The sequence below is a fragment of the Streptomyces eurythermus genome, assembly GCF_014649115.1.
GTDB lineage: Bacteria > Actinomycetota > Actinomycetes > Streptomycetales > Streptomycetaceae > Streptomyces > Streptomyces eurythermus.
The window spans coordinates 15,557-42,082 of the sequence record NZ_BMSK01000004.1 but is presented as its reverse complement, the minus strand read 5'-3'; the positions used below and the strand labels follow the sequence as shown (position 1 = coordinate 42,082).

The following is a 26,526-nucleotide window of genomic DNA, read 5'->3' as shown; positions in this document are numbered from 1 at the left end:
CCCTATCCTGCCCCGTCCTCCCCGAAGAGCGTGAGCGCCGTGTTCACCAGGCCGATGTGGCTGAACGCCTGCGGGAAGTTGCCCAGCTGGCGGCCGTCGAGGGGGTCGTACTCCTCGGCCAGCAGGCCCACGTCGTTGCACAGGTCCACCAGCCGGTCGAACAGTTCGCGGGCCTGCCGGGTGCGGCCCGTCATGTGCAGCGCGTCGGCCAGCCAGAAGGAGCAGGCGAGAAAGGCACCCTCGCCGCCCGGCAGCCCGTCGATCACCGAGTCATCGGTGTCGTAGCGGCGCAGGAAGCCGCCGTGCCCGAGGTCGTCGCGGATGGCGTCGACCGTGCCGACCACCCGGGGGTCGTCCGGCGGCAGGAAGCCCACGCGCGGGATGAGCAGCAGCGAGGCGTCCAGTTCCCGGGAGCCGTAGTACTGGGTGAAGGTGTTGCGCTCCTTGTCGTATCCCTTCTCGCACACCTCCCGGTGGACCTCGTCGCGCAGCCGGCGCCAGCGCGCCAGGTCGCCGCTCAGCTCGTGGTGCCGCTCCAGCGTCTTGACGGCCCGGTCGGCGGCCACCCACACCATCACCTTGGAGTGCACGAACTGCCGCCGGCCGCCGCGCACCTCCCACAGACCCTCGTCCGGCCGCCGCCACGCCGACTCCAGGAACCCCATCAGGGAGCGCTGCATGGCCCACATGTGCGGCTTGGTGGGCAGGCCCGAGGCGCGGGCCAGCGACAGGGAGTCCATCACCTCGCCGTACACGTCCAGCTGGAGCTGGTCGACGGCGCCGTTGCCGACACGCACGGGGGCGGAGCCGGCGAAGCCGGGCAGCCACGGAAGTTCCGTCTCCCGCAGCCGCCGCTCACCCGCCACGCCGTACATGATCTGCAGATCGGCCGGGTTGCCGGCCACCGCGCGCAGCAGCCAGTCCCGCCATGCCTCGGCCTCCTCCTGGTAGCCGGCGGCGAGCAGCGCGCCGAGGGTGAGGGTGGAGTCGCGCAGCCAGCAGTAACGGTAGTCCCAGTTGCGCACGCCGCCCGGCTTCTCGGGCAGCGAGGTGGTCGCCGCGGCGACGATCCCGCCGGTCGGGGCGTAGGTGAGGGCCTTGAGGGTGATGAGGGAGCGCACCACCGCGTCCCGGTACGGCCCGTCGTAACGGCACCGCCCGGCCCAGCACCGCCAGTCGGCGACGCTGGTCTCCAGCGCCTCGTACGGGTCGATGAGCGGCGGGCGTTTCTCGTGCGAGGGGTGCCAGGTCAGCACGAACGCGACGCGCTCGCCCGCGGTGACGGTGAACTCGGAGTGGGTGCCGTACTCCTCGCCCCAGGTGCGTACGGCCGGCTCGGCGCGCAGCCAGGCGGAGTCCGGCCCGGCGACGGCCACCCGGTGGCCGTCCGAGCGGCGCACCCACGGCATGATCGAGCCGTAGTCGAAGCGCAGGCGCAGCGTGCTGCGGACGGTGACCCGGCCGCTGAGGCCCTCCACGATCCGTACGACGTCGGGGGCGCGCTCGCGCTGCGGCATCAGATCGGTGACGCGTACCGCTCCGTCCGCCGTCTCCCACTCGGTGTCCAGGACGAGGGTGTCGGGCCGGTAGGCGCGGCGGGCGCAGACGTCCGCCCCCTCGGGCGCGATCCGCCAGTGGCCGTGGTCCTCGTCGCCCAGCAGCCGGGCGAAGCAGGCGCCGGAGTCGAAGCGCGGCAGGCACAGCCAGTCGATCGAGCCGTCCTTGCCGACCAGGGCCGCGGTCTGCTCGTCCCCGATGAGGGCGTAGTCCTCGATGCGCGCGTTCACGGGATGCGGTTTCCCGTCCGACCAGGGGGCCAACCAGGTGGTCCGCCGGGGGAGTGAGCCGGCCAGGGGGGTGCGCGGGCGGAAAAGGACGGCTGACGATCGCGGATGCGGAAGGGGCGTGCCGCTGCGTATGCGGTGCGCGGGCGGAGGCGGGCCTTCGGCCGGGGCGAAGCGATGGCGGGCGCACGGGCGCGACGGGGCGGGCGCGGGGAGTGGCCGCGCGCGGACGGCGCGGAGGGCGGCCGCCGGGCGACCGGGGTGGGCCGGCCGTCACCGGGGCGAGCCGAATGCGGGGCTGTGCTCGGGCCGGGCCGGGGGCGCGGAGGGCGGTCGGCGGGCGGCGGGGGCGGAAGGCAGCCGTCCGTCGGCGCGGGCCGAAGCGGGAGGTCGGCCGTGGACCAGGGCGGGGCGGAGGTGGGTGCGTGGGCCGGGCCGGGGCGGCGCGGAGGGTACTCGCCGGTCGCCGGGCCGGAGGCCGGTGTCCGCGGGGGCGAGTGAAAGGCAGGTTGAGTGGGGGCCGGGCGCCGGGCTCAGACCGACGCCGGTTCCGCCTCCTCGGTTCGCTGGTCCGCCGCCGCCTCCTCCCGGTCCCGCAGCTCGCGCCGGACCAGGAACCACCAGCCGACCGGGACGGCCGCCGCGAACAGCCACCACTGGATCATGTACGCGTAGTTCAGCGGGGCGTCCTCGCTGCCCGGGTCGGAGATCTGTTCCGGGGAGCCGTCCTTCGCCTGCGGCGCGGTCTGCTGGATGTAGCCGCCGAGCACCCGGGCGCCCAGCCGCCGCGCCTCCTCCTCGCTGTTGATCAGCATGATCTGCCGGTCGGGCAGGCCCTTGACGTTCTTGATGCCGCTCGCGGCGGTCGTCTCGTCGGACATCAGCCGTCCGGTGACGGTGATCCGCCCGGCCGGCGGCGCGGGCACCTCGGGGAAGTCGGTCTGCGCGCCGTTCGCCGGGATCCAGCCCCGGTTGACGAGCAGCACCTTGCCGTCTTCGAGGACGAAGGGCGTGAGGACGTGGAAGCCGACCTCGCCGTCCGAGTTGGTACGGCGGCGGACCACGACCTCCTTGGCGGTGTCGAAGGTGCCGGTCGCGGTGACCGTGCGGTACTTCTCGGCGCGGGTCACCGTGTGCCCGGGGGAGGTGAGCCGCTCCACCGGGACCGGGTCGGCGTGCAGCGCGGCGGAGACCAGGTCGTTGCGGGCGGTGCGCTGCTCGTAACGGTGCTGCTGCCAGAAGCCCAGCCGGATCATCGTAGGGATCAGCGCGATCGCGACGAGCGTGAGGATCACCCACTGGCGGGACAGCAGGAAGCGGTAGCGGTGCACCCCACGACGGTACCTCCGCGCGGTGGGGTGCGTTCAGGCGGGTACCGGGTCAGACCCGGTCGACGATGCCGGCCCTCCCCTCGGCCCGGGCGCAGTGCGCGCCGCAGAACCAGTGGCCCTCCACCTCCACGCCCTGGCCGATGATCTGCACCCGGCAGTGCTCGCAGATCGGGGCCATGCGGTGGATCGCGCAGGAGAAGCAGTCGAAGACATGCACGGCGCCCTGCGCGTGCACCTCGAAGGTCATTCCGTAGTCATTGCCGCAAACTTCGCATGTCGCCATGCGCCACAGGGTGGGCCGTCGCCGAACCCCCGGCGAGTCGGCGCCGGGTGAGTCGTGAGGCAATCACCCGTTCGTACGATGAACGGCACACGGGTCGGCCGATGAACCGCACGGGGCGGCCGTGGCTACTCGTCGGCGGGCTCCACGTCCCGCAGCAACTGGCCGAACGCGGCCTCGTCCACGATCGGCGTGCCGTACTGCCGGGCCTTGACCGTCTTGGACGTGCCCGAGTCGGGGTCGTTCGTCACCAGCAGGCTGGTCAGCCGGGAAATGCTGGTGGCCACGTGCAGCCCGGCCTCGGTGGCGCGGTCCTCCAGCAGCTCGCGTTCCGTCGACGTGTCACCCGAGAAGGCGACCCGCATGCCCTGTTTGAGCCTTTTGCCGTCTTCATAGCGGCCTGGGTTGGGATAGGGGCATGCGGGCCTTTTGCGGGAGGGTCGCCAACTCGCCGCCCGGTAGCCGCCGTAGCCGCCCGTCGCCTGCCGGGGCACCGGCCGGTCCGACCACTCCGTCAGCGGCCGGCACTCCAGCAGCGGCAGTCGTACCCCGCCCGCCGCCGCGGCCCGCAGGCTGGGCCGGAACGCCTCCGCCAGCACGCGCGCGTCGTCCAGCGCGTGGTGCGCCCGCTGCTGCACCACCCCGAAGTGCGCCGCCAGCGACTCCAGCTTGAAGTTGGGCAGCGGCAGCCCCAGCTCCTTCGACAGCGCGATGGTGCACAGCCGTTGCCGCACCGGTGCCTCGCGCCGCACGCGCGCGTACTCCCGCGCGATCATCTGCCAGTCGAAGACCGCGTTGTGCGCCACCAGCACCCGGCCGTCCAGCCGGGCCGCGAACTCCTCGGCGACCTCCGCGAACAGCGGCGCGCCGGCGAGCGTCTCGCTCGTCAGACCGTGTATCCACACGGGCCCGGGATCGCGCTCCGGGTTGACCAGCGTGTACCAGTGATCCTCGACCTCGCCGCGCGCGTCCAGCCGGTACACGGCCGCCGAGATGATCCGGTCGTCCCGGGCCAGTCCGGTGGTCTCCACGTCAACGACCGCGTATCCCTTCGGATACGCGGCCGGCCACGGGGTGGCGGAGGGCGCTGCGGTCGCACGGTCTTCGAGCATGGTCACTGAGGATACGGGCCGCCACTGACAACACCGTCCCCCAGGTCCGGCACCCGCGTCCCCGGCCCGACCGCCCGCTCGCCTCCCGCACACGCGCGCGTGCCCGTGCGAAGGAGGCGTACGGAAGTCCCGTGTCGGATCTCGCCACGACGGCCGACTCCCTTCGGTGCGCGCCTGTTCACCCGCAACCCGGACCGCTGTGACCGTGTTGCAGATGACGGCCCGTCAGGGAGGCCGCCGAGCCCCTGGGGGACCCACCGCCCGACGCGACCGGCCCGGTGTTCGCACGGGGGGCGTCGGTCCGCGTGTGGTGACGGCGGGGCGGGGCTGGGCGGTGGGATCCTCCCTGCTGTGACGGAACCCACCCACGACGAGGCCCACGGCGGCGCCCTCGGCTCCCGGCTGAACTGGCTGCGGGCCGCCGTGCTGGGCGCGAACGACGGCATCGTCTCCACCGCCGGCCTGGTCGTCGGCGTGGCCGGCGCCACCGAGAGCCGCTCCGCCCTGCTCACCGCCGGACTGGCCGGCCTGCTCGCCGGCTCGATGTCCATGGCGGCCGGCGAATACGTCTCCGTGTCCACCCAGCGCGACTCCGAGATGGCCGCGCTGGCCCTGGAGCGACGGGAGCTGCGCGACCAGCCGGAGGCCGAACTGCGGGAGCTGACCGACCTGCTGGCCTCGCGCGGCCTGTCCCGGGAGGTGGCCCGTGAGGCCGCCGAACAGCTCACCGCGCGCGACGCGCTGAGGGCCCACGCGCGCGTGGAGCTGGGCATCGATCCCGACGAGCTGACCAACCCCTGGCACGCGGCCTGGGCGAGCTGCCTGGCCTTCACCGTCGGCGCGCTGCTCCCGCTGCTGGCCATCGTGCTGCCCCCGGCCGGCGCGCGGCTCCCCGTCACCGTGTGCTGCGTCCTGGCCGCCCTGGCCTTTACCGGCTGGAGCAGCGCCCGCCTCGGCTCGGCCGACCCCCGGCGCGCGATCCCGCGCAACGTGGCCGGCGGGGCACTGGCGATGGCGGTGACCTACGCGGCGGGCAGCCTGCTGGGGGCCGCCGGGGCGTGAGTACGGCGGGGGCTGGCCGCGCGGGCCGCCGGGGGCGCGGCGTACCGTGAAGTGCGCCCGTCACCCGTGGGCGCACCGGCCCCGCCCGCCTCGCACGAGAAGGACCCCGTCATGCGCGCCACCACCATCCACGCCCCGTACGAGATGCGCGTGGAGGACGTCCCCGACCCCGTGGCGCAGCTGCCCACCGACGCCGTCGTACGGGTGCTGCGCGCCTGCATCTGCGGCAGCGACCTGTGGGCCTACCGGGGCGAGGCGGCCCGGCAGCCGGGTCAGCGGATCGGGCACGAGTTCCTCGGCGTCGTGGAGGAGACCGGCTCCGAGGTGGCCACGGTCCGCCGCGGTGACCTGGTGGTCGCGCCCTTCATGTGGTCCGACGGGGTCTGCGACTACTGCCGTGAGGGCCTGACCACCTCCTGCGAGCACGGCGGTTTCTGGGGTTCCGTCGGCTACGACGGCGGCCAGGGCGAGGCCGTCCGCGTGCCGTTCGCCGACGGCACCCTCGTCCGGCTGCCCAAGGAGGCGGCCACGGACGACCACCTGCTGTCCGCCCTGCTGACCCTGTCCGACGTGCTCGGCACCGGCCATCACGCCGCCCTCGGCGCGGGCGCCCGGCCCGGCGCCACGGTCGCCGTCGTCGGGGACGGCGCGGTAGGGCTGTGCGCCGTCCTGGCCGCCAAGCGGCTCGGCGCCGAGCGGATCATCGCCCTGGGCCGGCACCAGGTGCGTACCGACATAGCCCGCCGGTTCGGCGCCACCGACGTCGTCGCCGAGCGCGGGGAGGCGGCCGTCGAGGCCGTCCGCGAGCTGACCCGGGGCCAGGGCGCGCACGCCGTCGTGGAGGCGGTCGGCACCGAGCAGTCCATGCGGACGGCCGTCGGCATCACCCGCGACGGCGGCGCCATCGGCTTCGTGGGCGTGCCCCACGGCAGCGGCACCGGCCTGGACCTCGGCGTGATGTTCGACCGGAACATCTCCCTGCGCGGCGGCGTCGCCCCGGTCCGCGCCTACATCCCCGACCTGCTGCCCGACGTCCTCGACGGCACGATCGACCCGTCCCCGGTGTTCGACATGACCGTGGACATCGAGGGTGTGCCGGCCGGCTACAAGGCGATGGACGAGCGCACGGCCCTGAAGGTACTGGTCACCAACGACCGCTGACCGCGTCAACAGTTGACCGAGTCGACCGGGTGTCCGCGCCGATCATTGACCGCGTCCGTCACCCGCGGGCGGCCGGGGTGGCGGCCCAGCGGGCCGGGGACGAGCCCCACGGCACCGGGGGCCGGGCCCAGTCGGCGGGGCCGCCCGTGAAGGACACGGCCGGGCGGGCGTACCGCAGCCGGCTCGGCGCGCCGCCGGTCTCCGCCAGCCAGGCGTCCGGACCCGGGTACGGCTCCCCGCCGGCCGGTTCCGGGCGGATGCCCGAGGTCAGCCAGTGCGCGGTCCGGGCCAGCGCGAGCCGCACCAGCCGGCTCCCGCCGTCGTACGACTGCTCGGTCAGCGCCCGCAGCACGGCCGCCGCCAGCAGATAGCCGGTGCCGTGGTCCAGGGCCTGCGCGGGCAGCGCGCCGGGTTCCCCGGCCGTGCCCTCGGTGACCGCGATGCCGGTGGCGACCTGCACCAGGCTGTCGAAGCCGCGCCGCCCGCGCCAGGGCCCGTACGCGCCCCACGCCGACACCTGCGCCACGACCAGGCCGGGGTGGCGCGCGCTCAGCGCCTCGGGGGAGAGCCCGAACCGGTCCAGGGCGCCCGGCCGGTAGCCGGTCACCACGACGTCCGCCGTGCTCAGCAGGTCCTCCAGGACGTCCCGGCCGGTGCCGAGGTCCAGCGTGGCGGACCGCTTGCCGAAGCCCGTGTCGGCGTGCTGGTCCGGCAGTTCCGGCAGCCAGGGGGCGTCCACGCGCAGCACGTCCGCGCCGAGCAGGGCGAGGGTGCGGGTGGCGACCGGGCCGGCCAGGACCCGGGTCAGGTCCAGGACGCGCAGCCCGGCGGCGGGCAGCACGGCGCCGGCGCCCGGGTCGAGCGGCGCGAACTCCCGCGGGGGCGCCGCGTCCAGCCGCTCGCGCTCGACCAGCGGGCGCGCGGTAACCTCGGCCGCCTGCTCGTGGGCCCGCCACCGCTCCGGCGTGCGCAGGGCCACGGCGAGGCCGCCCGCGCCGCTCACGGTCTCCTCCACCTCCGCGGCACCGCGCCCGGCGAGCAGCCCGGCGACCCGCTCCGCCGGGGCGTCCCCGGGCAGCCCCAGCGCGCCGAGCAGCCGGGCCCGGTGGTGCGGGTAGTTGGCATGGGTGCGCACCCAGCCGTCGGCCGTCCGCCAGAACCGGGACAGGGGCGCGAAGGAGACCGGCGCCCGGCCGTCCACCCGCAGCAGCCGCTCGCTGTGGAAGGCCGCCGCCACCGCGCCGTCGTCGACCCGGACGTCCGGGACCTCGGCGAGCCCGGCCCGGTGGGCCGCCAGCTCCGCCGCGGCCAGCCCGCAGGCGCCGACGCACGCCCGGGCCAGCTCCCGCACGGGAAGGCGCGCCGTGAGCACGCCCTTCCGCGGGACGGTGGTGAGCCGGGAGAGCCGGGCGGGATCGCCGCCCAGCGCGGACCACGCGTACATGAGTGCAGTCATGACTGCACTATGCATTATTGATTCGATCAATATGTTGCTGTGGGCGCCTGCGGAGACCCCCGGCTGACGGTCTATCTGGGCACCGCGTCTACCTGGTCACCGCGGCCAGCGCGTCCGCGACACCCCAGCCGTAGAAGCCGTTGCGGTTCTTCGTCCCCTCGCACACCGCGTCCACCTTGCCGTCGCCGTTGATGTCGTACGGGTTCGTGCAGGGCGTGGCGGTGGCCTCCGCGTACAGCAGCGCCTTCACGGCCGCCACCGGGGCGTGCGGATGGGTTGACTTGATCAATGCGGCAACGCCGGCGACGTGCGGGGTCGCCATGGACGTCCCGGCCATGTAGCCCCACTTGCCGCCCGGCAGCGTGCCCAGGATGAGGCCGCTGGTCGCCGGGGCCTGCGGCGGCTGGTACTGGTCGCCGCCGGGCGCGGCGATGTCGGCCACGCCCAGACCGTAATTGGAGAACGAGGACTTCAGCCCCTTCGCGCCGGTCGCCGTGACCGTGACGACACCCGGCAACTGGGTCGGTATGTCGAAGCACTCGTGCGGGTCGATCACCCGGTCCGACGGGGTGCCGTCGTTCGGCGAGTCCTCGTCGGTGATCGCGTGGGACGCGAGGTCGTAGTTCTGGTTGCCCGCGGCCGCGACGTTGACCGTGCCCTTCCCCTCCGCGTAACGCGAGGCCCGGGCGATGGCGTCCACGAGCGCCTTCTGGTCGGGGTCGGTGGTGCAGTTGAAGTACCACGGGTCGGCGTAATAGCTGTTGTTGGTCACGTCGACGTGGTGTTCGGCGGCCCACACGAACCCGCACACCACGGCCTCGGTGTAGAAGTAGCCGCCCGGGGTGGACACCTTGATGCCGGCGACCCTCACCCCCGGCGCCACACCCGTCATCCCCACGCCGTTCTTCGCCGCCGCGATCTCACCGGCCACATGCGTGCCGTGCGGGCTCTCCGAGGCGCCCGGCCGCCAGGCGCCGTCCGTCGTGTCCGGCTTGCCCGACACGCAGTTGACGGAGGCCGCCCGGTCGAAGTTGGGCGCGATGTCCGGGTGGGTGTCGTCGACGCCCGTGTCGATGACGGCGACCGTGACGTCCCGGCTGCCCAGGGTCTTCTCGTGCGCCCTGTCCGCCTTGATGGCCGGCAGGTCCCACTGGAGCGGCTCCAGCGGGTCCTGGCCGGCGGCGGCCCGGACACCGGCGGCCTCCGCCGCGCTCAGCGCCTTCGGCGTGCCCACGTCGGTGGTGGACTGGGCGGGCAGCGGCGCGTTGCGCGTGGCACCCGCCGAGGCGACACCGCGCACGGCACGGATCGCCTCGGCGAACCCGGGATTCGCGGAGTGCGCCACGATCACCCCGATCCGGTCGTAACTCGTCACGACCGTACCGCCGTTGCGGGCGATCGCCCGGCGCACCGACTCGATCGTGGAACGGTCCGTCCGCGTGTTCACCACATACGACAGGGTGGGGCCGTCCGCCGCCCGCGCCGCCGTGGCCGCCGGGTCCGTCCGGGCCGCCGCGGAGGCCGCCGACGGCAGGAAGCCGAGCGTGGCGGTCAGCGACAGCGCAACCGGTACGGCGAGCGCCAGTCGGCGTCTGGAGCGCAGATGAGCCATGGGATCTCCACATCATCCGGATACGGGACCGCCCGGAACACCGGTGACTGCCCGGGCAGGTACATGACGAGGCGGTGCTGGGCCGAAGCTATCTCCCGGCGCTGATCTCCGAAAGGCCCGGGCCGACTTGAACCACTCCCCGGGCGGCGCCGTGACCGTGGACGGGAGGCCCGAAAGGTCAGGCCCCCTACGGGATTCACCCGATGCAGTCGAATGATGACTCGCTGTAATGTGGTCCCGTCCCTGTGAGATGAGCAAGCGCACGTCCGTGACGCGAGGAGACTCCGTGGCTACCGAGACACCGCCACCCGCGCAGACCCCGACCCGCCTTCCCTCGGCCGAGGAGTTCACCGAGGTGCAGCAGAGCGCGGAGTTCGGTGAACTGCGCCGCGCGCACCGCTCCTTCGCCTTCCCCCTGACGATCGCCTTCGCCGCCTGGTACCTGCTGTACGTCCTGCTGTCCAACTACGCGGGCGACTTCATGGGCATCAAGGTGGCCGGCCACATCAACGTCGCCCTCGTCCTGGGCCTCGCCCAGTTCCTCACCACGTTCCTGATCGCCTGGTGGTACGCGCGCCGCGCCGCCACCCGGCTCGACCCCCGGGCCGAGGCCATCAAGTCCCGGATGGAGAGCGGAGCATGAACGCCGTACCCCACACCCTGCTGGCCGCCGGCGAGGCGAGCGAGCACCGGACCCTGATCATCACCCTGTTCGCGGTGTTCGTCGCCGCGACCCTCGTCATCACCGTCTGGGCGGGCCGGCAGACCAAGGACGCCGCCGACTTCTACGCGGGCGGACGGCAGTTCACCGGCTTCCAGAACGGCCTCGCCGTCTCCGGTGACTACATGTCCGCCGCGTCCTTCCTCGGCATCGCCGGCGCCATCGCCCTCTTCGGCTACGACGGCTTCCTGTACTCCATCGGCTTCCTCGTCGCCTGGCTCGTCGCCCTCCTGCTGGTCGCCGAACCACTGCGCAACTCGGGCCGCTACACGATGGGCGACGTGCTCGCCTACCGCATGCGCCAGCGCCCCGTGCGCACCGCGGCCGGCACCTCCACCATCGTCGTGTCGATCTTCTACCTGCTGGCCCAGATGGCCGGTGCCGGCGTGCTGGTCTCCCTGCTCCTCGGCATCACCAGCGACGGCGGCAAGATCGGCATCGTCGCCCTGGTCGGCCTGCTGATGATCGTGTACGTCACCATCGGCGGCATGAAGGGCACCACCTGGGTCCAGATGGTCAAGGCGGTGCTGCTCATCGCCGGCGCCGTGCTGCTGACCTTCCTCGTCCTGCTGAAGTTCGACTTCAACATCTCCGAACTGCTCGGCAGGGCCGCCGACAACAGCGGCAAGGGCAGCGCCTTCCTGGAGCCCGGCCTGAGGTACGGCGCCACCGGCACCAGCAAGCTGGACTTCCTCTCCCTCGGTATCGCCCTGGTCCTGGGCACGGCCGGCCTGCCGCACATCCTGATCCGCTTCTACACCGTCCCCACCGCCAAGGCCGCCCGCAAGTCCGTGCTGTGGGCCATCGGCCTGATCGGTGTCTTCTACCTGATGACCCTCGCCCTCGGCTTCGGCGCCGCCGCGCTGATCAAACCGGACGAGATCATCGCCTCCAACAAGGCGGGCAACACGGCGGCCCCGCTGCTGGCGCTGCACCTGGGCGGAGTGGACTCCAACTGGGGAGCCGTCCTGCTCGCCACCATCTCCGCGGTCGCCTTCGCCACGATCCTCGCGGTCGTCGCCGGCCTGACCCTGGCCTCGTCGTCCTCGTTCGCGCACGACATCTACGCCAACGTCATCAAGAGGGGCCAGGCCACCGAGCAGCAGGAGGTGCGCGCGGCCCGCTGGGCGACCGTCGGCATCGGCGCGGTCTCCATCGTCCTCGGCGCCCTGGCCCGCGATCTGAACGTGGCCGGCCTGGTCGCCCTCGCCTTCGCCGTCGCCGCCTCCGCCAACCTGCCGACCATCCTCTACAGCCTGTTCTGGAAGCGGTTCACCACCGCCGGCGCCCTGTGGTCGATCTACGGCGGCCTGGTCACCGCGGTCGGCCTGGTGCTGTTCTCCCCGGTGGTCTCCGGCAAGCCCACCTCGATGTTCCCCGACGTCGACTTCCACTGGTTCCCGCTGGAGAACCCCGGCCTCATCTCCATCCCGGTCGGCTTCCTGCTCGGCGTGGTGGGCACTCTCCTGTCGAAGGAGGCCCCGGACGCCGCCAAGTACGCGGAACTAGAGGTGCGGTCCCTGACCGGCACCGGAGCCCACTGAGGCGGCCCACGGGACGACCGCGCCGGCCGGGACTGTACGGTCCTACGACGCGGTCGCGCCCTACCTCGTGGGATCGGGCCGCTGTCGATGTCAGCGGGGTCACGTACGCTCGCAGGTGACGGACGGGGCATCCGCGACCCAGAATGGGTGACCGGGAAAGGGAGGGGCCCACGTGCTCATCGACACCTACGGCCGGGTGGCCACCGACCTGCGGGTCTCGCTGACCGACCGGTGCAATCTGCGCTGCACCTACTGCATGCCCGAGGAGGGCCTGCAGTGGCTGGCCAAGCCCGACCTGCTCACGGACGACGAGATCGTCCGCCTCATCGGCATCGCCGTGCGCACCCTCGGCATCGAGGAAGTCCGCTTCACCGGCGGCGAGCCCCTGCTGCGCCCCGGCCTGCCCGGCATCGTGGAGCGCGTCGCCGCCCTCGACCCGCGCCCCCGGATGTCCCTGACCACCAACGGTATCGGCCTGGTCCGCACCGCGACCGCGCTGAAGGCGGCGGGCCTGGACCGGGTCAACGTCTCCCTGGACACCCTCCGCCCGGACGTCTTCAAGACCCTCACCCGCCGCGACCGCCACCAGGACGTCCTGGACGGCCTGGCCGCCGCCCGCGAGGCCGGTCTGACCCCGGTCAAGGTCAACTCGGTCCTGATGCCGGGCCTGAACGACGACGAGGCCCCGGACCTGCTCGCCTGGGCGATCGAGCACGACTACGAACTGCGGTTCATCGAGCAGATGCCGCTGGACGCCCAGCACGGCTGGAAGCGCGAGGGCATGGTCACCGCCGGGGACATCCTCGCCTCCCTGCGCACCCGTTTCGACCTCACCCCCGAGGGCGCCGACGCGCGCGGCTCCGCCCCCGCGGAGCGCTGGCTGGTGGACGGCGGCCCGCACCGGGTCGGCGTGATCGCCTCGGTGACCCGGCCGTTCTGCGCGGCCTGCGACCGCACCCGCCTCACCGCCGACGGCCAGATACGCACCTGCCTGTTCGCCACCGAGGAGACCGACCTCCGCGCGGCCCTGCGCTCGGGCGCCCCGGACGAGGAGATCGCCCGCGTCTGGAAGCTGGCGATGTGGGGCAAGAAGGCCGGAGCGGGCCTGGACGACCCGTCGTTCGTCCAGCCGGACCGGCCCATGTCGGCGATCGGCGGCTGAACCGGGCGCGGTGCCCCGGCTCTACGCCCCGGCCTCCTCGGCGGCCCGCCACTCCTCGAAACGGACGACGTCCTTCAGGAACCCCCGCACGCCGAGGAACTGCGACAGATGCTCGCGGTGCTCCTCGCACGCCAGCCACGTCTTGCGCCGCTCCGGTGTGTGGACCTTGGGGTTGTTCCACGCCAGCACCCACACGGCGGCCGTGCGGCAGCCCTTGGCCGAGCAGATCGGGGTCTCGTCACTCACGGTTTCGTCTCGGTTCGTGTCATCGAGGGGCGGAAAACGAAAGGGCGGAAAACAAGGCGACGCCGGGCAGCCACGGGGGGAGCTGCCCGGCGTCGGTCCGTCGCTCCGACGGGGGATGCGGAGCGCCTACGCAGTATGTCACGGCTACCCCATCGCCCGGGACCGGAACAGCTAGATTGATCTGAGGTTTTCTTGAGCTCCCAGGTGACAGCCCCAAAGGTCCCCGTGTCCGCCGTGCTCAGACCGGGTCGGGGCGCTCGCCACCCGCCCCGGCCGTCTGGTTCGTCGGCACGTCGCGCGGTGCGGAATCCCGTACCGAGTCCGCCTGTTGGTCCTCGGCCGACGGGGCCGCGATCATCGGACGCAGCGGCGTGGTGACGAACGTCGACGGGAGCGACGGCGGCCGCTCGCGGCCCGCGTTGGCGACCACCACGGCGATATAGGGCAGCACCGCGCCGAGTACGAGCGCCACGATCGCGACGTACCGCTCGACGTTCCACAGGGAGGCCGCGAGGATCACCGACACGGTACGGACCGACATCGAGATCACATACCGCCGCTGCCGGCCCCGGACATCCTCGGCGAGTCCGGTTCGCGCGCCGGTGATCCGGAACACCTGGACGCCACCGCCGTGCTGTTTCCGCATCACCATTCACCATCCGCCCGCATCGGACCCGTCCCGGCCCGCACCCTCGTCCGCATCCGGCGGAGAACCCTGCCGGGCCACCCCCCACGTTACGCCGCCTCCACCCGGCTATCGAGGCCGGGTCGCCCCCTGCCTGCGACGACGTCCCCGGCCCCGGCGCGTACGGGCTAAGCCGACATGCGCCGTACGGCGCACCGCCCCACACTGGGCGTAATGCTCACGTCGAGCCGTACGAGGAGGCAGCCATGGGCTGGTTGTGGGCGATCATCGTGGGATTCGTGCTGGGCATCATCGCCAAGGCGGTCATTCCGGGCAAGCAGCACAGCCCCCTCTGGCTGACCACCATCTGCGGCATCCTCGGCGCCATCGTGGGCAACGCGATCGCCCGCGCGGTCGGCGTGTCGGAGACCAAGGGCATCGACTGGAGCCGGCACATCTTCCAGCTGGTGGCGGCGATCATCATCGTCGCGGCCGTCGACGCGCTCTACATGGCGACGCTGGGCAAGAGGAAGCACCGGGCCCGGGTGTAGGGGCGCGGGTGTCCCGCGCCCCCACACCGCACGGCGTCAGCCGGCGACGACCTCCACCGCGGCGAGGTTCTTCTTCCCGCGCCGCAGCACCAGCCACCGCCCGTGGAGCAGGTCCTCCCGGGCGGGCACCGCGTCCTCCGCGGTGATCTTGACGTTGTTCACGTAGGCCCCGCCCTCCTTCACCGTCCGCCGGGCGGCGGACTTGCTGGGCACCAGGCCGACCTCGGTGAGCAGGTCGACCACCGGGGCCAGCTCGGAGACCCGGGCGTGCGGCACCTCCGACAGCGCCGCGGCCAGCGTCCGCTCGTCCAGCTCCGCCAGCTCGCCCCGGCCGAACAGCGCCCCGGACGCGGCGATCACCGCGGCCGTCTGGTCGGCGCCGTGCACCAGCGTGGTCAGCTCCTCGGCGAGCGCCCGCTGCGCCGCCCGGGCCTGCGGACGCTCCTCGGTCTGCCGCTCCAGCTCCTCCAGCTCCTCGCGGGACTTGAAGGACAGGATGCGCATGTACCGGGAGATGTCCCGGTCGTCCACGTTCAGCCAGAACTGGTAGAACGCGTACGGCGTCGTCAGCTCCGGGTCGAGCCAGACGGCGCCGCCCTCGGTCTTGCCGAACTTGGTGCCGTCAGCCTTGGTCATCAGCGGGGTGGCCAGGGCGTGCACCGAGGCGTCCGGCTCCAGCCGGTGGATCAGGTCCAGCCCGGCCGTGAGGTTGCCCCACTGGTCGCTGCCGCCCTGCTGGAGCGTGCAGCCGTAGCGCCGGTAGAGCTGGAGGAAGTCCATGCCCTGGAGGATCTGGTAGCTGAACTCGGTGTAGCTGATGCCCTGGTCGGACTCCAGGCGGCGGGCCACGGAGTCCTTCGTCAGCATCTTGTTGACGCGGAAGTGCTTGCCGATGTCCCGCAGGAACTCGATCGCGGACAGGCCCGAGGTCCAGTCCAGGTTGTTGACCATGATCGCCGCGTTCTCGCCCTCGAAGGACAGGAACGGTTCGATCTGGGCGCGCAGCCGGTCCACCCAGCCGGCCACCGTCTCCGGGTCGTTCAGCGTGCGCTCGGCCGTCGGACGCGGGTCGCCGATCAGGCCGGTGGCCCCGCCGACGAGCGCCAGCGGACGGTGCCCGGCCTGCTGGAGCCGGCGCACGGTGAGCACCTGCACCAGGTGCCCCACGTGCAGGGAGGGCGCCGTCGGGTCGAAACCGCAATAGAACGTGACGGGACCGTCCGCGAGCGCCTTGCGCAATGCGTCTTCGTCGGTGGACAGGGCGAACAGCCCGCGCCACTTCAGCTCGTCGACGATGTCCGTCACGGTTCTCGTGTCTCCTTGATGATCTTCCGGCAGCCGGGTGACACCCGACCACGAACGCCTACGAGGTTATACGCCCTGGCTGACAGAGCTCATGTTGAAATCCGGGATCCGCAGGGCGGGCATCGCGGCGCGGGTGAACCAGTCGCTCCACTCGCGCGGCAGCGTCCGCTCCGTCCGCCCGGCCTCGGTGGCCCGGCCCAGCAGGTCCACCGGCGACTCGTTGAACCGGAAGTTGTTCACCTGCCCGGTCACCTCGCCGTTCTCCACCAGGTAGACGCCGTCCCGGGTCAGGCCCGTGAGCAGCAGGGTCGCCGGATCGACCTCGCGGATGTACCACAGGCAGGTCAGCAGCAGCCCGCGTTCGGTGTCCGCGACCATCTGCTCCAGCGAGCGGTCGCCGCCGCCGTCCAGGATCAGGTTGCCGAGCGAGGGGGCGACCGGGAGCCCGGTCAGGGCCGCGCTGTGCCGGGTCGTCGTCAGGTGCTTCAGCACGCCCCGGTCCATCCACTCCGTGGCGTGCGTGGGCAGCCCGTTGTCGAACACGGACTCGTCGCCGCCGGAGGAGTGGGAGATCACGAAGGGCGGGCACTCCAGCCCCGGCTCGTTCGGGTCGCTGCGCAGGGTGAGCGGCAGTTCCGAGAGCCGCTCCCCGATCCGGGTGCCGCCGCCCGGCTTGGAGAACACCGTCCGCCCCTCGACGGCGTCCCGGCCGGAGGCCGACCACAGCTGGTAGATCAGCAGGTCCGCGACCGCGGTCGGCGGCAGCAGCGTCTCGTACCGGCCCGCGGGCAGTTCGACGCGCCGCTCGGCCCAGCCGAGCCGTACGGCCAGCTCGGCGTCGAGCGCGCCGGGGTCGACGTCCTTGAAGTCCCGGGTGGAGCGGCCGGCCCACGCCGAGCGGGTCCGGTCCGGGGACTTGGCGTTCAGCTCCAGGGTGCCGGTGGGCTGGTCGTGCCGCAGGCGCAGCCCGGTGGACGTGCCCACATAGGTCGACACCAGCTCGTGGTTGGCGAAACCGTACAGTTCCCGGCCGCCCGCACGCGCGCGGGCGAAGGCCTCGCCGAGCGCCGGCGCGAAGTCGGCGAACACCGCGGAGGAGGTCTCGGCGGGCGCGTCCGTGAAGTCGGGGGACTGGGGCACCCCGCCGACCAGCGGCTGGGCGTCCTCGGCGGGCCCGGCACCGCGCGCGGCGGCCTCGGCGGCCCGCACCAGCGGCTCCAGTTCCCCGGCGGTGACCGCCGACCGGGACACCACACCGGAGGCGGTGCCCTCGGCGCCGTCCACGGTCGCGATCACGGTGAGCGTACGGCCGCGGGTCACCCCGTTGGTGGTGAGCGCGTTGCCCGCCCAGCGCAGATTGGCGGTGGAGTGCTCGTCGGCGATGACGACACAGCCGTCCGCCCGGGACAGCGCCAGCGCCTGCTCGACGATCTCGTGCGGCTTCTGGGTACGGGCGCTCATCGGCCGGCCTCCTGCGTGGTGTTGAGGATGTTGACGCCCTTGAAGAGGGCCGACGGGCAGCCGTGGGACACGGCGGCGACCTGGCCCGGCTGGGCCTTGCCGCAGTTGAAGGCGCCGCCGAGGACATACGTCCCCGGACCGCCGACGGCCGCCATGGAGCCCCAGAAGTCGGTCGTCGTGGCCTGGTAGGCGACGTCCTTCAGCTGACCGGTGATCCGCCCGTTCTCGATCCTGAAGAAGCGCTGGCCGGTAAATTGAAAATTGTACCGCTGCATGTCGATCGACCAGGACCGGTCACCGACGACGTAGATGCCCCGGTCCACGCCCCCGATCAGGTCCTCCGTGGACAGCCCGGCGGGATCCGGCCGCAGCGACACGTTGGCCATGCGCTGCACCGGAACGTGCCCGGGGGAGTCGGCGTACGCGCACCCGTTGGACCGCTCGAACCCGGTCAGCCGCGCTATCCGCCGGTCCAGCTGGTAACCGACCAGCGTGCCGTCCTTCACCAGGTCCCAGGACTGCGCCGCCACGCCCTCGTCGTCGTAGCCGATGGTGGCCAGGCCGTGCTCGGCGGTGCGGTCACCGGTGACGTTCATCAGCTCGGAGCCGTACCGCAGCTTGCCGAGCTGGTCGAAGGTGGCGAAGGAGGTACCGGCGTAGGCGGCCTCGTAGCCGAGGGCGCGGTCCAGCTCGGTGGCGTGGCCGATGGACTCGTGGATGGTCAGCCACAGGTTGGAGGGGTCCACCACCAGGTCGTACACGCCCGGTTCCACGCTCGGCGCCCGCATCTTCTCGGCGAGCAGCTCCGGGATCCGGGCCAGCTCGTCGTCCCAGTCCCAGCCGGTCCCGGTCAGGTACTCCCAGCCGCGCCCCACCGGCGGGGCGAGGGTGCGCATCGAGTCGAACTCGCCGCTCGCCTCGTCGACCGACACGGCCGTCAGCTGCGGGTGCAGCCGTACCCGCTGCTGGGTGGTCACCGTCCCGGCGGTGTCCGCGTAGAACTTGTTCTCGTGGACGGTGAGCAGCGAGGCGTCGACGTGGTCCACGCCGTCCGCGCGCAGCAGCCGGTTGCTCCACTCCGCCAGCAGCGCCGACTTCTCCTCGTCCGGCACCGAGAACGGATCGATCTCGTACGAGGAGACCCACGTCTTGTCGGCGTGCACCGGCTCGTCGGCCAGCTCCACGTGTTCGTCCGACCCGGCGGCCCTGATCACCTGCGCGGACAGCTTGGCCATGGCCACCGCCTGCGAGGCGACCCGGGCGGCGGCGTCCATGGTCAGGTCCACGCCGGAGGCGAAGCCCCAGGTGCCGCCGTGCACCACCCGGACCGCGTACCCGAGGTCGGTGGTGTCCGACGATCCGGCGAGCCGCGCGTCCCGCAGCCGCCAGGAGGCGCTGCGCACCCGCTCGAACCGGAAGTCCGCGTGCTCGGCGCCCAGCGCACGCGCGCGCGCCAGCGCGGCGTCGGCGAGGGCGCGTAGGGGGAGCGCCAGGAATGATTGATCGACTTCGTGGGGCACCGTTGGGATCCCTTCGGGCGCTTGCCTGTGGTGACTTTCGCAGGCAGTGAATCATGCCCCGCCGGTCACACTCCCGGGAGAATCCCTGGCCGCGAACTCAGCCGTCCAGAAGCGCGGTGAAGGCCGTCCAGGCGGCCGGGGTGACGGTGAGGGGGCGGATGGCCTTGTCCTTGGAGTCCCGGACGTGGACCGCCTCGGGACGCAGGGCGACCTCCACGCAGTTGTCGCCCTCGCTGCCGCTGTAACTGCTCTTGAACCAGTCGCCCGTCGCGAGCGTGGTGAAGGCTGTCCAGGCGGCGGGGGTGACGGTGAGGGGGCGGATGTCCTTGTGCTTGGAGTCGCGTACGTGGACTGCTGCGGGGAGCATGGCGACCTCGACGCAGTTGTCGTTCTCGCTGCCGCTGTAGCTGCTTTTGAACCAGCTCAGCTCGTCGGTGGTGCTCATAGCGCTCCTCGCATCTGTTCCAGCAGCTCCACGGTAGCCCGGCAGTCCAGGGCCTGGGAACGCAGCTTGCCATAGCGCTGGAGCAGAACGCTGACGTCCTTGGGCGCGGAGATCAGGTTGCTCGACCGCTGCCCTTCCGTGTAGCCGATCCACTGATGAGCAGGTGTTTCGGCCAGGTACATCTGACCGTCAATGCCGCAGTGGTCCTCTTGGACGGTGGGCATGAGCTGGATCTCGACGTTGCGCCGCGTGCTCATCTCAAGGAGATGGCTGATGACTTGCCTGGTGACATCGCGTCCCCCCATACGACGCTCCAGCACGCCCTGTTCGATGATGAAACCGAAGGCTGTGTTCTGGTTGGCGGAAACGATCTGTTGGCGGTCCAGCCGAGATGCGACCTCGCGTTCGATCTGTTCCTCGGACGCCGGCGGAAGCCGCCGGTCGAAGATCGCCCGGATGTACGCCTCCGGTTGCAACAACCCCGGAACCGCCCGGCATTCATAGGCGTAGAGGGTGATCGCCTCCTCCTCGATCCCGGCCCATTGCCGGAACCAGGACGCCAGCAGCGCCTTCCTCGTCAGACTCCGCGCCGCCGCCGTAAGGACCTTCGCCCCGACCGGCCCCAGCACCTCACCCGCCCGTGCCGGCAGATCCGCCGGAGGGAACCGTTTGCCCTGCTCGATCTTGGCGATGTACGCGGCCGAGTACCGTACGCGCGGCGCGAACTCCTCCTGGGTCAGCCCGGCTTCTTCCCGCAGCGCCTTCAGGACCGCGCCGAAGGTCTTGAGGCTGTCGGAAAGTTCGGCTTCAGTGTTGTTCGCAGTGCCTCCGCCGTGGTCCACCGTCATCGCCACGCGCCTCCTGTGCTCACGTCTCCGTGCTCTCACCGAAACCCCGCCCGCCCACCCAGGGTCACGGGGAGTTACCCACCCAGTCCAGAGGGTGCACTGATACAGCCGCGACTGTATGGGCGTCGTACCTGTTGGCGGCGCGGACGTGAGCAGAACGCTGGCTCCATGTCAGCGCCAGAGGCCCAAGTGGCCGTAACCGTAAGTGTGTTCGTCCAGCGCTTCTCCGCCACCCGCCGAGGGGCCCGCCTCGCCCGCAGGCTCGCCGCACACCGTCTCCACCTCTGGGGCATGCCGTACGGCGGCCAGGCTTCGGACGCCGTCACTCTCGTCGTCGCCGAACTCGCGGCCAACGCCGCGCTCCACGGCCGCGTCCCGGGCCGTGACTTCGAGCTGCGCCTGAGTTTCGACCGCGCCGCCGGTGTCGTGCGCGTCGAGGTGTCCGACACCCACCCCGAGCGGCCCGAGCCCCCCGGGCCGGAGACTCCCTGCCGCCCCCTGGATGCTGAGGGCGGCAGGGGACTGCTCCTCGTGGCGGCCGTCGCCGCCCGCTGGGGTGTCGGCGAGCGGCGGGGGCCGGGCAAGACGGTGTGGGCGGAGTGCGAGGTGCCGCCAGCGGATGCCGACAGCGGGGCCGGGCGTTCGGCTCGGTCTCACTGAGGGGCATCTCGGGCACCCGGCGGGCCGGGGCGGCCGCGCTTTCCGCCCGCGCGCCCGCTACGGCGGACCGAGTCCGAGGGTGTCCGGCGGTGCGCCGACTGTAGGGACCCCACAGTGTGCGGCATGAGGCACTGTCGGTGCCCGATTGCCCGCGGGCGCGGCGATACCGATAGGTTTCCGGTGAAGCCGCCTGCCGCCCAGGAGTCCGGGCGGATATGTAAGACCGCTATCGAAAGGGTGATCTGTTGAGCCGCTCGGTTCTCGTCACCGGAGGCAACCGGGGCATCGGCCTCGCCATCGCCCGCGCTTTCGCCGACGCCGGCGACAAGGTCGCGATCACGTACCGCTCGGGTGAGCCGCCGGCCGGCTTCCTGGCCGTCAAGTGCGACATCACCGACCCGGAGCAGGTGGAGCAGGCCTACAAGGAGATCGAGGACCGGCACGGTCCGGTCGAGGTCCTGGTCGCCAACGCCGGCGTCACCAAGGACCAGCTCCTGATGCGCATGTCCGAGGACGACTTCACCTCGGTCATCGACACCAACCTCACCGGCACCTTCCGCGTCGTCAAGCGCGCAAACCGCGGCATGCTGCGGGCCAAGAAGGGCCGCGTCGTCCTCATCTCGTCCGTGGTCGGTCTGCTCGGCTCGGCCGGACAGGCGAACTACGCCGCCTCCAAGGCCGCGCTGGTCGGCTTCGCGCGTTCCCTGGCCCGGGAGCTGGGCTCGCGCAACATCACGTTCAACGTCGTCGCGCCCGGTTTCGTCGACACCGACATGACCAAGGTGCTCAGCGACGAGCAGCGCCAGAACATCGTCGCCCAGGTGCCGCTCGGCCGGTACGCGCAGCCCGAGGAGATCGCCGCGACGGTGCGCTTCCTCGCGTCCGACGACGCCTCGTACATCACTGGAGCCGTCATCCCGGTTGACGGCGGACTGGGAATGGGTCACTGATCACCATGAGCGGAATCCTCGAGGGCAAGCGCGTCCTGATCACCGGTGTGCTGATGGAGTCCTCCATCGCCTTCCACGCCGCCAAGCTGGCCCAGGAGCAGGGTGCCGAGATCATCCTGACCGCGTTCCCGCGGCCCACGCTGACCGAGCGCATCGCCAAGAAGCTGCCGAAGCCGACCAAGGTCATCGAGCTGGACGTCACCAACGACGAGCACCTCGGGCGGCTGGCGGACGTCGTCGGCGAGGAGCTGGGCGGCCTGGACGGCGTCGTGCACTCCATCGGCTTCGCGCCGCAGGACGCGCTCGGCGGCAACTTCCTCAACACGCCGTTCGAGTCCGTCTCCACCGCCATGCACGTCTCGGCGTTCTCCCTGAAGTCGCTGACCATGGCCTGCCTGCCGCTGATGCAGAACGGCGGCTCGGTCGTCGGCCTCACCTTCGACGCGCAGTACGCCTGGCCGCAGTACGACTGGATGGGCCCGGCCAAGGCCGCCCTGGAGGCCACCAGCCGCTACATGGCGCGTGACCTGGGCAAGCAGAACATCCGCTGCAACCTGATCTCGGCGGGCCCGATCGGCTCCATGGCCGCCAAGTCCATCCCGGGCTTCAGCGACCTGGCCTCCGTGTGGGACACCCGTTCCCCGCTGGAGTGGGACCTGAAGGACCCGGAGCCGGCCGGCCGCGGCATCGTCGCCCTGCTGAGCGACTGGTTCCCGAAGACCACGGGCGAGATCATCCACGTCGACGGCGGCCTGCACGCCATCGGCGCCTGAGGTCCTCCAGACCCTCAAGAGGCTCTGGTGAGCCTCACGACGCCCCGTTTCCCGCCGTGCGCGGGGAGCGGGGCGTCGTCGTGGGCCCGGGCGCGCGCGTGCCGGGGTGTCACCCGTCCGGCCCACCGGCCGGGCCGCCGCCGGGCCGGCGGCGCACCCTGGGAGTACGCCTTCGGACGACGCGTTCGCTCGCACGCCCCTCCGCAGCCCGGCCGAGGAGGTCCCGCTTGTGCGCCTGTCCCGCAGTCTGGCCCCGCTGTCGGTGGCCTTGGCCCTCGTACTGTCGCTGCCGTACGACGCACTGCCGAACAACGCGCTGCCCTCCGGCGCGCCCGCGCACGCGCGCGTGGAGGCCGGCGCGTCACCCTCGCCGGGCCGGTTCGGCGCCTCCTGCCGTACGTCCGTCCACGGCTCCCAGGTGGTGGCCTACTGCCACAACCCCTATGTCGACATCGACCGCGTACGGCTGCACATAGAGTGCGCCCGCTGGTGGGACATCGACACCGACAGCGCCCCGGCGGACGCCTGGCCGGCCATGACCGTACGGCTCACCGGCCGGTGCTGGAAGGAGATCCGCTCGGTGTGGATCAGCCACCAGAAGGCGCGCTGAACCGGCCCGGATTGCACAGGAACGGATAGCTCGCGGCCTCCACGGCCGCCGCCTCGGCGTCCCCCGCGCGGATCGCGTCCACCAGGCGCGCGTGGTCCATGTGGGTCTCCGGGGTCAGCTCCGCCCCGACGTCCGCGCGCAGCCAGTCGCGCAGCACCTCGCCCAGATCGGCGTACATCGCCGTCATCACGTCGTTGTGGGACGCGGCCACCACCGCCAGATGGAAGGTGGCGTCGGCCGCCACGAAGGCCTCCGTGTCGCCCGTCTCCCACGCCTGCTCGCGGCGGACGAGCAGCGCGTCCAGCTGCTTGAGGTCCTTCTCGGTGCGCCGTTCGGCGGCCAGCTTGGCCGCGGCCGACTCCAGCGTGGAGCGCAGCTCGGCGATGTGCCGCGGATCGGCGTCGGCGAAGCGGCGGTGCATCACGCCGGCCAGCTCGCTCGTGGCCACGACGTACGTGCCCGAGCCCTGGCGGATGTCCAGCAGACCGTTGTGCGCGAGCGCGCGGACGGCCTCGCGGACGGTGTTGCGGGCGACACCGAGCTGCTCGACCAGTTCCGGCTCGGTCGGGATACGGGAGCCGACCGGCCACTCGCCGGAGGCGATCTGGTTGCGCAGTTCGGCGATGACCTGCTCGGACAGCGCCGAACGACGCGGGTGGCTCAAGGGCATGGCACACCTTCGCACGAGAGGACCGGGCAGGGACGCTCCGGGGATGGACAGGCAATCATCCTATGATTCTATGATGGGTCTTATGGCTAGTGAGGAAATCCGGACAGTGGAGACCCGTACGGCGATGTCACCGACCCCACGCGGTGCTGCCGCCGCGACGAACACCCCAGAGACGACCCCCGGCGCGGGCCGCACGCGCGCGTGGGCCACCCGGCTGGTGGTCGTGGGCATCATGCTCTCCGCCATGAACCTCCGGCCGGCCATCACCAGCCTCGGCGCCCTCCTCGAAGAGGTCCGCGACGGGCTCGGCATGAGCGGCAGCGTGGCCGGACTGCTCACCTCCGTGCCCCCGCTGTGCTTCGCCGTCTTCGGTGTCATGGCGCCCCGCCTGGCCCGCCGCTTCGGGCCGGCCGCCGTGGTGTGCGCCGGTATGGCCGCCATCGCCGTCGGCCTGGTCGTACGGCCGTACGTCGGGAACACGGCCGGGTTCCTGGCCGCCAGCGCGCTCGCCCTGATGGGCATCGCCGTCAGCAACGTCCTGATGCCGGTCATCGTCAAGCGCTGGTTCCCCGACCGGGTCGGTTCCATGACCGGCCTGTACTCGATGGCCCTCGCCGCCGGTACCTCCCTCGCCGCCGCGCTGACCGTCCCCCTCACCGACGCCATGGGCGGCAACTGGAAGTCCGGCCTCGTCGTGTGGGCGACCATCGCCGCCGCCGCCGTCCTGCCCTGGCTGCCGCTGCTCCGCGACCGCGGTCCGGCCGACGCCCGGCCCCGGCAGACGGCGCCCGAGACCGCGGAGGCGCAGGCCCCGCTGCGCATCACCCGCAGCCGTACGGCCTGGTCGCTCGCCGTCTTCTTCGGCCTCCAGGCCACGGCCGCCTACATCACGATGGGCTGGATGCCGCAGATCTTCCGCGACGCCGGCGTCCCGGCCGGCACCGCCGGTGTGCTGCTCGCCGTCACCATGGTCATGGGCGTGCCCCTGGCCTTCGTCATCCCCCGGGTCGCCACCCGCCTGCCCCACCAGGGGCCGATCGTGCTGGTACTGGGCGTCTGCGGGCTCGCCGGATACGCCGGGCTGTACCTCGCGCCGTCCGGCGGCGCCTGGGCCTGGGCCCTGCTGCTCGGCGTCTCCAACTGCGCCTTCCCGCTCGCCCTGACCATGGTCGGCATGCGCGCCCGCAGCGGCCCGGGCGTGGCCCAGCTGTCCGCGTTCGCCCAGAGCACGGGCTACCTGATCTCCATCCCCGGCCCGCTGCTGGTCGGCGTGCTCTACCAGCAGAGCGGCGGCTGGGGACTGCCGATCGCCCTGATGGCGGCGCTGATGGTGCCGCAGATGGTGGTGGGATTCATCGCCGGGCGTGACCGCACGGTCGAGGACGAGGCGACGAACTGACCCGACTGGCGGGTGCCCCGGCGCCCTCGCGGGGGAGGCGGGGTGCGAGACTGGACGCATGCAGCCTGTGCTCGACCCGAACCCGAAGAACGGCCAGAAGAAGATGCTGCTCGTCTTCGGCTCGTTCCTCGCCATCTTCGTGATCATCGCCGTGGTGGCGACCATCGCGTCCCCGTGACACCGACGACCCGCCCTCGTCCCGCTCCGGGCGTCCTGCTCCGGGCGGATGGTGGTGCTGGCCCCCCATCCCCTAGGGGGCCAGGGTCAGGGTCAACTGGGTGGGAATCCTGATGGGTTGGCGGCCCTGGATTCCGTAGCTTCGAGATGTGACCGCGCGAGGCGGTCACGGCACCCTCGAAGACTCACTCACGGAGGCGACCATGCCGGCCCGCACCCACTCCCGGCCCCACCCGGCGACCACGGGCGGCGCCGGCACCCGACTGCCCTGGTGGGCGCTCGCCCTGCCCGCCCTCGCCTTCGTCGCGCTGCTCGCGCTGATACTCAACCCGTCGGACGCCCAGGCGGCCGGCGGCGACCCGGCGATCGCGCGGTTGCTGGAGCGCGTCCAGCAGCTCGCCGCGCGCTGACGGCAAGCCCCCTCACGCGGTGAATCCGCATGGTCAACTCCCTGCGCCGGGTGGCCCGTTTCATGCGAAGCTGGATCTCATGAGCGTCGCAGAACCCCGCAGGATCGTCCTCTTCCGGCATGCGAAAGCCGACTGGCCCCAGGTTCCCGACCACGAGCGCCCACTCGCCGAGCGAGGCCGCAAGGACGCCCCTGTCGCCGGACGCAAGCTGGCCGACACCGGCATCACCTTCGACCTGGCCCTGTGCTCCACGGCGGTCCGCACCCGCGAGACCTGGAAGCTCGCCGTCCAGGAGCTGTCGCACCGGCCGAGGACCGTCTATGAGGAGCGGATCTACGAGGCATCGCCGGGCGAGCTGATCGCCGTGCTCAACGAGCTGCCCGACGAGGTGCGGAACGTGATCCTCATCGGCCACAACCCGGGCGTGCACGGCCTGGCCGACATCCTGGCCGGCTCGGCCGAGGGCGACGCGCTCGCCCGGATGAACCGCCGTGGCTTCCCCGCCGCCGCCTTCGCCCTGCTCTCCTACGACGGCCACTGGAAGGGCGTCGAGCCCGGCGTGGCCACGCTCACGGACTACTGGGCCCCCGCCGAGTGACCCGCCGCCGCCCCGGCACGCCGTAGGCGGGAGGGCCCGGAACCCGGGAGGGA

28 protein-coding genes are annotated in these 26,526 nt (G+C 72.2%); 14 read left to right on the top strand and 14 right to left on the bottom strand.

Annotation, left to right across the window (positions count from 1 at the left end; genetic code table 11):
* Window positions 1–2 precede the first annotated feature (2 nt).
* The 4 genes from IE251_RS08085 to IE251_RS08070 all read right to left on the bottom strand — a co-directional run bounded on the left by IE251_RS08085 (window position 3) and on the right by IE251_RS08070 (window position 4,507).
* Window positions 3–1,787: a glycoside hydrolase family 15 protein gene (locus tag IE251_RS08085; protein WP_189752222.1), complete on the bottom strand. Its 1,785-nt coding sequence runs from the start codon at window positions 1,785–1,787 to the stop codon at window positions 3–5.
* Window positions 1,788–2,317: 530 nt separating this feature from the next.
* Window positions 2,318–3,115 (bottom strand): SURF1 family cytochrome oxidase biogenesis protein, encoded by a 798-nt coding sequence (locus IE251_RS08080; RefSeq protein ID WP_189752221.1) that lies wholly within the window; start codon window positions 3,113–3,115, stop codon window positions 2,318–2,320.
* Window positions 3,116–3,164: 49 nt separating this feature from the next.
* A complete protein-coding gene (locus IE251_RS08075) occupies window positions 3,165–3,398 on the bottom strand; it encodes a metallothionein (RefSeq protein ID WP_078637757.1) in 234 nt (77 codons plus the stop codon).
* A gap of 125 nt (window positions 3,399–3,523) precedes the next feature.
* Window positions 3,524–4,507 (bottom strand): DEDDh family exonuclease, encoded by a 984-nt coding sequence (locus IE251_RS08070; RefSeq protein WP_030791125.1) that lies wholly within the window; start codon window positions 4,505–4,507, stop codon window positions 3,524–3,526.
* A gap of 351 nt (window positions 4,508–4,858) precedes the next feature.
* Between IE251_RS08070 and IE251_RS08065 the strand changes: the two genes are divergently transcribed.
* Both IE251_RS08065 and IE251_RS08060 read left to right on the top strand, forming a co-directional pair.
* Window positions 4,859–5,569 (top strand): VIT1/CCC1 transporter family protein, encoded by a 711-nt coding sequence (locus IE251_RS08065; RefSeq protein ID WP_189752220.1) that lies wholly within the window; start codon window positions 4,859–4,861, stop codon window positions 5,567–5,569.
* Window positions 5,570–5,680: 111 nt separating this feature from the next.
* Window positions 5,681–6,730: a zinc-dependent alcohol dehydrogenase family protein gene (locus tag IE251_RS08060; RefSeq protein WP_189752219.1), complete on the top strand. Its 1,050-nt coding sequence runs from the start codon at window positions 5,681–5,683 to the stop codon at window positions 6,728–6,730.
* A gap of 58 nt (window positions 6,731–6,788) precedes the next feature.
* Here IE251_RS08060 and IE251_RS08055 read toward each other — a convergent pair whose 3' ends face one another.
* On the bottom strand, window positions 6,789–8,186 hold the full coding sequence (locus IE251_RS08055; protein WP_189752218.1) for a CoA transferase: 1,398 nt from the start codon (window positions 8,184–8,186) through the stop codon (window positions 6,789–6,791).
* An 88-nt stretch (window positions 8,187–8,274) separates the two neighbouring features.
* Entirely contained in the window at window positions 8,275–9,798 is a 1,524-nt protein-coding gene (locus tag IE251_RS08050) for a S8 family peptidase (protein WP_189752217.1), read from the bottom strand.
* Window positions 9,799–10,084: 286 nt separating this feature from the next.
* Between IE251_RS08050 and IE251_RS08045 the strand changes: the two genes are divergently transcribed.
* From IE251_RS08045 to moaA, 3 genes are all read left to right on the top strand, one after another.
* A complete protein-coding gene (locus tag IE251_RS08045) occupies window positions 10,085–10,441 on the top strand; it encodes a DUF485 domain-containing protein (RefSeq protein ID WP_030791110.1) in 357 nt (118 codons plus the stop codon).
* Entirely contained in the window at window positions 10,438–12,063 is a 1,626-nt protein-coding gene (locus IE251_RS08040; protein WP_189752216.1) for a monocarboxylic acid transporter, read from the top strand. Before IE251_RS08045 ends, IE251_RS08040 begins: the two co-directional genes overlap by 4 nt.
* 172 nt (window positions 12,064–12,235) lie before the next feature.
* Complete coding sequence (gene moaA, locus IE251_RS08035; RefSeq protein WP_189752215.1) at window positions 12,236–13,225, top strand: GTP 3',8-cyclase MoaA; 990 nt, start codon at window positions 12,236–12,238, stop codon at window positions 13,223–13,225.
* 21 nt (window positions 13,226–13,246) lie between these two features.
* Here the strand turns inward: moaA and IE251_RS08030 are convergent, their stop codons facing one another.
* Both IE251_RS08030 and IE251_RS08025 read right to left on the bottom strand, forming a co-directional pair.
* Entirely contained in the window at window positions 13,247–13,471 is a 225-nt protein-coding gene (locus tag IE251_RS08030; RefSeq protein WP_030619952.1) for a hypothetical protein, read from the bottom strand.
* A 238-nt stretch (window positions 13,472–13,709) separates the two neighbouring features.
* Window positions 13,710–14,117, bottom strand: coding sequence for a DUF3099 domain-containing protein (locus IE251_RS08025; RefSeq protein WP_189752214.1), 408 nt, complete (start codon window positions 14,115–14,117; stop codon window positions 13,710–13,712).
* 245 nt (window positions 14,118–14,362) lie between these two features.
* Here IE251_RS08025 and IE251_RS08020 point away from each other — a divergent pair, with 245 nt between their 5' ends.
* Window positions 14,363–14,647: a GlsB/YeaQ/YmgE family stress response membrane protein gene (locus IE251_RS08020; RefSeq protein WP_189752213.1), complete on the top strand. Its 285-nt coding sequence runs from the start codon at window positions 14,363–14,365 to the stop codon at window positions 14,645–14,647.
* 36 nt (window positions 14,648–14,683) lie between these two features.
* Here IE251_RS08020 and tyrS read toward each other — a convergent pair whose 3' ends face one another.
* The 5 genes from tyrS to IE251_RS07995 form a co-directional block, all read right to left on the bottom strand.
* Complete coding sequence (tyrS, locus tag IE251_RS08015; protein ID WP_189752212.1) at window positions 14,684–15,952, bottom strand: tyrosine--tRNA ligase; 1,269 nt, start codon at window positions 15,950–15,952, stop codon at window positions 14,684–14,686.
* A 66-nt stretch (window positions 15,953–16,018) separates the two neighbouring features.
* Window positions 16,019–17,413, bottom strand: a complete 1,395-nt coding sequence (locus tag IE251_RS08010; RefSeq protein WP_189752211.1) for a metallopeptidase TldD-related protein — start codon at window positions 17,411–17,413, stop codon at window positions 16,019–16,021.
* The gene (locus tag IE251_RS08005) at window positions 17,410–18,933 is read right to left on the bottom strand and encodes a TldD/PmbA family protein (protein WP_189752210.1); all 1,524 of its coding nucleotides are present in this window, start codon (window positions 18,931–18,933) and stop codon (window positions 17,410–17,412) included. The genes IE251_RS08010 and IE251_RS08005 overlap by 4 nt, the downstream gene beginning before the upstream one ends.
* Before the next feature lie 97 nt (window positions 18,934–19,030).
* Window positions 19,031–19,255: a DUF397 domain-containing protein gene (locus IE251_RS42055; protein WP_373301978.1), complete on the bottom strand. Its 225-nt coding sequence runs from the start codon at window positions 19,253–19,255 to the stop codon at window positions 19,031–19,033.
* A 119-nt stretch (window positions 19,256–19,374) separates the two neighbouring features.
* Window positions 19,375–20,226 (bottom strand): helix-turn-helix domain-containing protein, encoded by an 852-nt coding sequence (locus IE251_RS07995; protein WP_189752577.1) that lies wholly within the window; start codon window positions 20,224–20,226, stop codon window positions 19,375–19,377.
* 168 nt (window positions 20,227–20,394) lie between these two features.
* Here IE251_RS07995 and IE251_RS07990 point away from each other — a divergent pair, with 168 nt between their 5' ends.
* From IE251_RS07990 to IE251_RS07975, 4 genes are all read left to right on the top strand, one after another.
* Window positions 20,395–20,886: an ATP-binding protein gene (locus IE251_RS07990; RefSeq protein ID WP_189752208.1), complete on the top strand. Its 492-nt coding sequence runs from the start codon at window positions 20,395–20,397 to the stop codon at window positions 20,884–20,886.
* A 245-nt stretch (window positions 20,887–21,131) separates the two neighbouring features.
* On the top strand, window positions 21,132–21,836 hold the full coding sequence (gene fabG / locus IE251_RS07985; protein WP_030791084.1) for a 3-oxoacyl-[acyl-carrier-protein] reductase: 705 nt from the start codon (window positions 21,132–21,134) through the stop codon (window positions 21,834–21,836).
* Between the two features lie 5 nt (window positions 21,837–21,841).
* On the top strand, window positions 21,842–22,609 hold the full coding sequence (gene fabI / locus IE251_RS07980) for an enoyl-ACP reductase FabI (RefSeq protein WP_189752207.1): 768 nt from the start codon (window positions 21,842–21,844) through the stop codon (window positions 22,607–22,609).
* Window positions 22,610–22,838: 229 nt separating this feature from the next.
* Window positions 22,839–23,219 (top strand): hypothetical protein, encoded by a 381-nt coding sequence (locus tag IE251_RS07975; RefSeq protein WP_189752206.1) that lies wholly within the window; start codon window positions 22,839–22,841, stop codon window positions 23,217–23,219.
* Here IE251_RS07975 and IE251_RS07970 read toward each other — a convergent pair.
* Window positions 23,197–23,889: a FadR/GntR family transcriptional regulator gene (locus tag IE251_RS07970; protein WP_189752205.1), complete on the bottom strand. Its 693-nt coding sequence runs from the start codon at window positions 23,887–23,889 to the stop codon at window positions 23,197–23,199. The two genes, IE251_RS07975 and IE251_RS07970, sit on opposite strands and share 23 nt — an antisense overlap.
* Window positions 23,890–23,971: 82 nt before the next feature.
* Between IE251_RS07970 and IE251_RS07965 the strand changes: the two genes are divergently transcribed.
* The 4 genes from IE251_RS07965 (at window position 23,972) to IE251_RS07955 (ending at window position 26,473) form a co-directional block, all read left to right on the top strand.
* On the top strand, window positions 23,972–25,288 hold the full coding sequence (locus IE251_RS07965) for a CynX/NimT family MFS transporter (protein WP_373301977.1): 1,317 nt from the start codon (window positions 23,972–23,974) through the stop codon (window positions 25,286–25,288).
* A 58-nt stretch (window positions 25,289–25,346) separates the two neighbouring features.
* Entirely contained in the window at window positions 25,347–25,466 is a 120-nt protein-coding gene (locus IE251_RS41670; protein ID WP_094374424.1) for an SGM_5486 family transporter-associated protein, read from the top strand.
* 202 nt (window positions 25,467–25,668) lie between these two features.
* A complete protein-coding gene (locus IE251_RS07960) occupies window positions 25,669–25,875 on the top strand; it encodes a hypothetical protein (RefSeq protein WP_189752203.1) in 207 nt (68 codons plus the stop codon).
* Window positions 25,876–25,954: 79 nt separating this feature from the next.
* Window positions 25,955–26,473: a SixA phosphatase family protein gene (locus IE251_RS07955; RefSeq protein ID WP_189752202.1), complete on the top strand. Its 519-nt coding sequence runs from the start codon at window positions 25,955–25,957 to the stop codon at window positions 26,471–26,473.
* The last annotated feature ends 53 nt before the right edge of the window (window positions 26,474–26,526 follow it).

Bases quoted from the DNA above. Each gene is read 5' to 3' on its own strand.
- IE251_RS07955 (WP_189752202.1), top strand. From the start codon at position 25,955: ATGAGCGTCGCAGAACCCCGCAGGATCGTCCTCTTCCGGCATGCGAAA.
- IE251_RS07960 (WP_189752203.1), top strand. From the start codon at position 25,669: ATGCCGGCCCGCACCCACTCCCGGCCCCACCCGGCGACCACGGGCGGC.
- fabI (WP_189752207.1), top strand. From the start codon at position 21,842: ATGAGCGGAATCCTCGAGGGCAAGCGCGTCCTGATCACCGGTGTGCTG.
- IE251_RS07990 (WP_189752208.1), top strand. From the start codon at position 20,395: ATGTCAGCGCCAGAGGCCCAAGTGGCCGTAACCGTAAGTGTGTTCGTC.
- IE251_RS08075 (WP_078637757.1), bottom strand. From the start codon at position 3,398: ATGGCGACATGCGAAGTTTGCGGCAATGACTACGGAATGACCTTCGAG.
- IE251_RS08050 (WP_189752217.1), bottom strand. From the start codon at position 9,798: ATGGCTCATCTGCGCTCCAGACGCCGACTGGCGCTCGCCGTACCGGTT.
- IE251_RS41670 (WP_094374424.1), top strand. From the start codon at position 25,347: ATGCAGCCTGTGCTCGACCCGAACCCGAAGAACGGCCAGAAGAAGATG.
- IE251_RS07970 (WP_189752205.1), bottom strand. From the start codon at position 23,889: ATGCCCTTGAGCCACCCGCGTCGTTCGGCGCTGTCCGAGCAGGTCATC.
- IE251_RS08010 (WP_189752211.1), bottom strand. From the start codon at position 17,413: ATGAGCGCCCGTACCCAGAAGCCGCACGAGATCGTCGAGCAGGCGCTG.
- IE251_RS08070 (WP_030791125.1), bottom strand. From the start codon at position 4,507: ATGCTCGAAGACCGTGCGACCGCAGCGCCCTCCGCCACCCCGTGGCCG.
- IE251_RS08040 (WP_189752216.1), top strand. From the start codon at position 10,438: ATGAACGCCGTACCCCACACCCTGCTGGCCGCCGGCGAGGCGAGCGAG.
- IE251_RS08055 (WP_189752218.1), bottom strand. From the start codon at position 8,186: ATGACTGCACTCATGTACGCGTGGTCCGCGCTGGGCGGCGATCCCGCC.
- IE251_RS07995 (WP_189752577.1), bottom strand. From the start codon at position 20,226: ATGACGGTGGACCACGGCGGAGGCACTGCGAACAACACTGAAGCCGAA.
- IE251_RS08060 (WP_189752219.1), top strand. From the start codon at position 5,681: ATGCGCGCCACCACCATCCACGCCCCGTACGAGATGCGCGTGGAGGAC.
- IE251_RS08025 (WP_189752214.1), bottom strand. From the start codon at position 14,117: ATGCGGAAACAGCACGGCGGTGGCGTCCAGGTGTTCCGGATCACCGGC.
- IE251_RS08020 (WP_189752213.1), top strand. From the start codon at position 14,363: ATGGGCTGGTTGTGGGCGATCATCGTGGGATTCGTGCTGGGCATCATC.
- IE251_RS07965 (WP_373301977.1), top strand. From the start codon at position 23,972: ATGGCTAGTGAGGAAATCCGGACAGTGGAGACCCGTACGGCGATGTCA.